General features: G+C 59.3%; 6 protein-coding genes and 1 pseudogene. 5 read left to right on the top strand and 2 right to left on the bottom strand.

Translation table 11 applies throughout. The features are described from left to right. The coding region (locus QZ964_RS07735) for an IS6 family transposase (RefSeq protein WP_292530707.1) at positions 1–443 on the bottom strand (443 nt) is incomplete at its 3' end. Between the two features lie 225 nt (positions 444–668). Here QZ964_RS07735 and QZ964_RS07730 point away from each other — a divergent pair. The 4 genes from QZ964_RS07730 (at position 669) to QZ964_RS07715 (ending at position 5113) form a co-directional block, all read left to right on the top strand. Next, positions 669–2318, top strand: a complete 1650-nt coding sequence (locus QZ964_RS07730) for a serine protease (protein ID WP_292530705.1) — start codon at positions 669–671, stop codon at positions 2316–2318. A gap of 32 nt (positions 2319–2350) precedes the next feature. Beyond that, positions 2351–3706 carry a hypothetical protein gene (locus QZ964_RS07725; protein ID WP_292530703.1) on the top strand — a complete coding sequence of 452 codons (1356 nt, stop codon included), beginning with the start codon at positions 2351–2353 and terminating at the stop codon, positions 3704–3706. A 138-nt stretch (positions 3707–3844) separates the two neighbouring features. Further along, positions 3845–4315, top strand: coding sequence for a RyR domain-containing protein (locus tag QZ964_RS07720; RefSeq protein WP_292530701.1), 471 nt, complete (start codon positions 3845–3847; stop codon positions 4313–4315). 105 nt (positions 4316–4420) lie between these two features. After that, on the top strand, positions 4421–5113 hold the full coding sequence (locus QZ964_RS07715; RefSeq protein ID WP_292530699.1) for a toll/interleukin-1 receptor domain-containing protein: 693 nt from the start codon (positions 4421–4423) through the stop codon (positions 5111–5113). Positions 5114–5492: 379 nt separating this feature from the next. Here QZ964_RS07715 and QZ964_RS07710 read toward each other — a convergent pair. Further along, positions 5493–5609 (bottom strand): annotated as a pseudogene (locus QZ964_RS07710) (hypothetical protein); the annotation flags it as partial. 54 nt (positions 5610–5663) lie between these two features. On the opposite strand from QZ964_RS07710, the gene QZ964_RS07705 reads away from it, so the two are divergent. Beyond that, complete coding sequence (locus QZ964_RS07705) at positions 5664–5951, top strand: IS3 family transposase (RefSeq protein ID WP_292530694.1); 288 nt, start codon at positions 5664–5666, stop codon at positions 5949–5951. The last annotated feature ends 125 nt before the right edge of the window (positions 5952–6076 follow it).

The raw sequence follows: 6076 nt of genomic DNA, 5'->3' as shown, positions 1-6076 counted from the left end.
ATGGTCCGCAGCGCCGCCCCGTAGGATCCGAGTTTGTCCGTGACAATGACGGCCGGGGCAAATCCTTGCTTCTTGAGTAATATCCTCAGCAGCTTCAGCGCGGCGGCCGTGTCACGCCTTCGTTGGATCAATACATCGAGAACTTCGCCTTCGCTATCGACGGCCCGCCACATGTACATTCGCTGACCGCCAATCGAGACCACCATCTCGTCGAGATGCCAATGATCGTGAGGCCTCGGTCGAGCGCTGCGGAGGTTCCTGGCGATCGCTGATCCAAACTTCAAAACCCAGCGACGGATCGATTCATTGCTGACTTCCAATCCTCTTTCAGCCAGCAAATCCTCGACGTCACGATAGCTCAAGGTGAACCGAAGATAGAGCCAGACTGCATGTCGAATGACGTCGGGAGGGAAGCGGTGACGGGCGTAAGAGATGGGTTTCATCGGCCACCATAACCCATCCGTCCGAATTTCGCCCATTAACGTGTCAATGCCCGCCGCTCAAGTCGGCTGACGAACGCCGATCGCTGGTTCCTTGTCCAGCTGCCCCCCCGCCGAAAAATCCGCACTCAAAGCCGTCACTGTGCATAATGGCGGCTGATAGACTGCTGCAGAATGGTGTCCGATCACGCTAAGATTCACAATCAGTTGGCTCTAAAGGTTTCTATCATGCCCGGTTGCTCAGATTCCCCTGAAGATATCGTGGCGCGGGCGGATCGCCTCCGGGAGACGCTGGGCGCGCAGCCGACGAAGGAAGCCGTCGCCGAAGCTGCGTCGCTGTTAGGCCCGCTACGCGACTTGCGAGAGTTCGAGCGGCTCTGCGTCGTGGCGGATCTGGTGTGCGGTCTTGACGAAGAAAACGCAGAAGCGCGGCGCCTTTACGCCCAAGGTCTCATCGAAACGCGTCGCTTCGCCGCCGCGATCGGCGTCCTCGAAGAGGCCAAGATTCGCTATGGCGAGAGTCACCGAGAATATGCGGAGCTCGAAGGGCTGCTCGGCCGGGTCTACAAGCAGCTCCTCATGGACATCGTCGATCCCAACAATATTTGGGCGAGCGAATATCTACGTCGCGCCGTAGAGTCATACAACGGGCCTTACACACGCGACCGCGGCAACAATTTTTGGCACGGGATCAACCTTGGGGCGCTCACACACGCCGCGGCGCGCCGCGGTCTCAAGTCTCCGTCAGGGCGCTCGGCTCGCGACTATGTCGACGAGCTCATCGTGACCCTTAATGCGATAGGTCCGGCCCACCGAAACGAATGGTGGAGTGCGACATTGGGCGAGGCGTACGCCGCTCGCACCGAGTGGAAGAAGAGCGAGGACGCGTTGCGCGCCTATTTAGGCAATACCAACACGACCCCTTTCATGCTGGCGAGCACATTGCGCCAGCTCCGACAGCTTTGGGCCATTCAAGACACGAAAGAAGGCGCGGAACTGCTGCAGATGTTGGAAGCCGCGCTGATGCGCCGTCCGACACCCGGCGCTGTGCTGAGAATGGACGCATCGCATCTGCGCGAGATGCGCAATCTCGAAGCGAAGGACAGTCAACGGCTGCAGCGTCTGGTTGGGCCGCGAGGGTTAGAGACGCTCGAATGGTACAAAATGGGATTGGGTAGGGCTGCATCCGTCGCCGCCATCACCGAGAAGCTCGGGCTACGCTTCGGCACGGGATTCATGGTCGAGGCGGGGGATTTTGGCGTTGAGCCCGCGGATGAGAAGTTGTTGCTCACGAATTTTCACGTGCTCAATAAGAACGGACTCGGCGGGCGGCGCAGTCTCAGTAATGTCAAGGTGGTTTTCGAGGCGATCGCAGATGTGCCTCTGAGCTTCGCCGTGGACGAGGTTCTTGTCGAATCGCCGGCGGATGGCGGACTCGACTATTCGCTCATTCGCCTCAACGGGTCGACGGAGCCTTTGAAGACGTTAGAGATATGCGCGGACGCTGAAATGTCTCTCAGTCCGGAGCCGCGCGTTTATGTGATCGGCTATCCTTTGGGAGACGTGATGCAGTTCTCACTGCAGGACAACGTTCTAAAGGATCACGAACTTCCCCCCACAGGCAAACCGCCTGATCCGACTAGGCTGCGGTTGCACTACACAGCGAGCACGGAGAAAGGCAGCTCCGGCAGCCCGGTGTTCAACGACAAATGGGAGTGCATCGGCCTGCACCACGCGGGCGGCAAAAGCCTTCCGCAGGACGAAGTTTCCGGAATCCCGGGGCTCAACGGTTCGAGCGTTATGCGCGACTTCAACGAGGGCATTTGGATCGGATCGATTCAGGCCGACGTGAAGCCCAAAAATATCAAGCTCAGCTAGGCGAAACGCCGCAAATGTCGGAAAGGAGAACCATGGAAGCGCTCATTTTCGTTCCGGGCATCATGGGAACGGAGCTCATTGCGTCGAATGGCGATAAGCTGTGGCCGCCGACGCCGGAAGAGACGATTTTCGGCTACCGCCGTGTCAATGAGCTCCTGAAGGAAGACGTCCAGCATGGAGACATCATTCAAACCGTCTCCTGCTTCGACGTCTATGCGCCGCTCTTTGATCAATTTAACGCTTTGGGGTTCGTGCCGAACGGCGAGAAAATGCGCCGCTATCCATTCCCATACGATTGGCGTCAGGACCTCGACCTGACGGCGAAGAAACTAGCGGGCTTGCTCGAAAGGGTCGACCAGGCGGGCGCAAGCGCCCTCCATCTTGTCGCGCATTCCATGGGCGGGCTTATTAGTAGGCTCGTGCTGGAAACAGAAATATATGCGCCAGAGAGTCTGCGCAAAAAGGTGACGACCTTCATTGCGCTCGCGACGCCGCATCAAGGCGCGCCGCTGGCGCTGGCGCGTGCGCTCGGATTGGACAGCGCGCTCGGTATAAGCGCGAGCGATTTTCGCAAGATCGCGAATGATCGGCGCTATCCAGCGGGCTATCAACTCCTTCCCGCACCCAATGAAGCGGCATGCTGGGACAAGCGAGATCTCGCCGTCGGCGTTATCGACATCTATGACAAGGACAAGGCAGAGCGACTTGGCTTGAACCTCGAGCTGCTCGACCGAGCGCGGTTTGTACAGGACAGCCTTGCGAAAGGCGCGCCGCCGGAGGACACACGTTACTTTTACTTTGCTGGGACCGGCCACGAGACTGTTACGCGGATCAATGTTTCGGAAGTGAACGGGGTGTTCCCCATTGAGCAGATGGTCGTCACGCGCACGGAGGACGCGGGCGATGGCACCGTGCCGTTCTGGAGCGCGCTCCCGCGGGCGGTGCAGAAGCAGGTCGTGGTGAATGAACACTCGAAGGTGTTCAACGGCATGCCTTTCAAGCGCGTCTTCTACCGTCTATTGGGCGGCGATCTCGGCGTCCCGCTCGAGTCCCTGGCTCGTGAAGAGGAAGCGCCATCGATCCGCCTTTCCCTCGCGACGCCGGTCATACAGCTTGGGCGCGCCTTCGAAATCCTTGTCGTTCCGGGCGCTCCTGTCCCAGAGATTACGGGATCTTTGACCCTGCAAAAGCTCGACGACAAGGGGCAGCCCGAAGCCGGGCGGCCCGCGGAGCAAATAAGCGCTCTCACCTACAAGGGCCCGCGCGTGTCCAGACTACGGCTGCTGTCGCCGGCGATCGGCACGCGCGGGTTTTACGAAATTGTCTTCCGCGGGCAGCCTGCCAATTCGGATCCGCTGCGCTTCGCAGTTGTTTCGTTCCGGCCATAAGGCACTGTTCGGGAATTAATGTGAATCGGCGCGAAGCCGTGACCCGATGCAATCAGTCGTTTCAGGCATTCGCGGTGCCTGATCGGCGTCCGGCCCCCCCCGGCCGATTTACACTCAATCGCAACACGGGGCTATCTAATGTCCGAGATCATCGAGAAACTCGCCGAATGGATCCACGAAGAATGGCGCAAGGGCGACTATCCGAAGAAGCCTCAACTCGACGTGCCCTATTCGGAGCTTGCGCCGATCGACAAGGACGCCAATCGCGCCGCGGGGCGCCGTATTGCCGACGTGCTTGCGCTTGTCGGCCTCGGCGTCTCGACGCCGGAGGATACGAAGTCGCGGGAGAGGGCAGCCGATAGCGCGATCCCGCCCTACATCGAGGCCCATGTCGAGCGCCTCGCCGAGGCCGAACACGAAGGCTGGATGGCGCATCGCGCCAAGAACGGCTGGGTTTACGGACCGACGCGCGACGATGACAGAAAGCTGCATCCGCTCATGGTCCCGTATTCGCAGCTGCCTGAAGACGAGAAGGAAAAGGATCGCAAAGCGGTGCGGAACTATCCGAAGCAGGTGGAGGCGGCGGGCCTTGCGATCGTGTGGCTCTGATGCTGACGGGCCGGCGAGAGAAGCTGTGTACGCGTCCGGCCCACACTGCGCTTGAGAGTGTCTGTACGCTGAAACGTTGCGGCTTTACAAGGAGGGGGTCTGACAATGAGGTTTTTCTGGAGAGACGTAGAAGGACTTTCGGTCGAAAATAGATTCTCGGATAATGCTCTCGGCTATCCGGCTTGGCGGGCGCTCGTTGAGCGCCTCTACAACGTCCCGCCTGACGCGCCGAGCGATTCCTGGGCGTCGCTATTTGACAGTTTCATTGGCGACATCAGCCGGGAGTTTGGTCCGGGCAGCTCCTCCAGGGCGAAAACGTGCTGCCTGTTCATTTCCCACAGGATGAGCGACGTGAACAATGCGCTGCATATCGCCTGGCTCGCCACCCAGGTCGGATACGACTATTGGCTCGACATCCACAATCCGACGCTCATTGCAGCGAGTGGGTCTTCGCTGCCAAGCCCGGCCAAGGACATTCTCCTCGCCGCCATCATCGAAATCGCCCTGTTGAACGCGACGCATGTGATTGCCCTCCACACGAAGCACAGCCTCGGATCGAAATGGATTCCCTATGAGCTTGGTCGCGCGAAGGCGCGCCTCGTGCAATCAGATCAGGCCGCGGGTTGGTTCGATCGGCATACGCCGCCCTCGACCTGCGGTGAATATGTGTATCTCGCAAGGCAGCTGGGCCCCCTGGACATTCAGAACTGGCTCACGAGCACAAACCAATATCGATGCAGCCCAACGGCCACAAAAAATTGGCCTTACGGCGATCACCCGCCGCCTTTGGATCCGTGAGGGCTGCTTAATTGTGAATCGGCACGATGCCGTCACCCCGACGGAGCCAGTCGTTTCAGGCGTTTACGGTGCCGATCGGCGTCTGGTGTCGATTTCGGATTCAATATGAGACTGCCAATATCTGTTAGAACAAAGGTTCAGCAGATTACGGTCTCACACGAGTTTCAGTTTCATTTGATACTGAAGCAGGATTTTTTTCGACTTCACGAGATTGATAGACCGGTCGATCGACCGCACAATCATCGCAGTTTCTGCTACCGGCAATAACAAAGTTATCCCAGCCGGCAACCAGCCGAATTCCATGAATTGTTTGTGTCGCGACCGACCGTCCGGTCTCGAAGTTACCTGACCGCTTTTCTGGTCCAGCGGATTTGAGAGCTTAATGCATAGTCGCGCTCTGATCGAGTGGGGGCGGCAAGGGCTCGATCGTCAGCGGCGCCGGCGGGCGATAACCGAGCGCTGAATGTGGTCGAACCGTATTATAGAACAAGGTTTGAGAACGCCCACGGGACCGCGCTTCGGAAGCTTTTGTATCCGTGGCATCCTCGGTTTGAGCTTCAGGTCACCGTTCTGGGGCCTGTCGCGGGCGACTGTCTATCGGCGCCGCTTGGAGGCGCCGGATGACGCCCCACGACGCCGGCCAGGCCCGATCGGCGCTTGTCCGGACGCGGAACTGGCTGACCATATCCGCCGTCTTATCGCGGAGTCCGGTTTTCACGGCGAGGGCTACCGCAAGCTATGGACGCGGCTTCGGGTCGCCGGCGTTCGCGCCAGTCCCCGCCGCGTGCGGCGGGTGATGGGCGAACATGGCTTACTGGCGCCCCATCGCGCGGCGTAGACGCGAATGAAAATTCATGACGGCGCGATCATCACTGATCGCATCAACGAAATGTGGGGAACGGACATGACACAAACGGTCACGACGGATGAGGGCAAGGCCTATGTGTTCGTCGCCGTCGAACA

Origin of the sequence: Methylocystis sp. (genome assembly GCF_021731785.1) — a bacterium.
Lineage (GTDB): Bacteria > Pseudomonadota > Alphaproteobacteria > Rhizobiales > Beijerinckiaceae > Methylocystis.
Note: the sequence above shows the minus strand (reverse complement) of the source record. Positions and strands in the feature narration are given on the sequence as shown.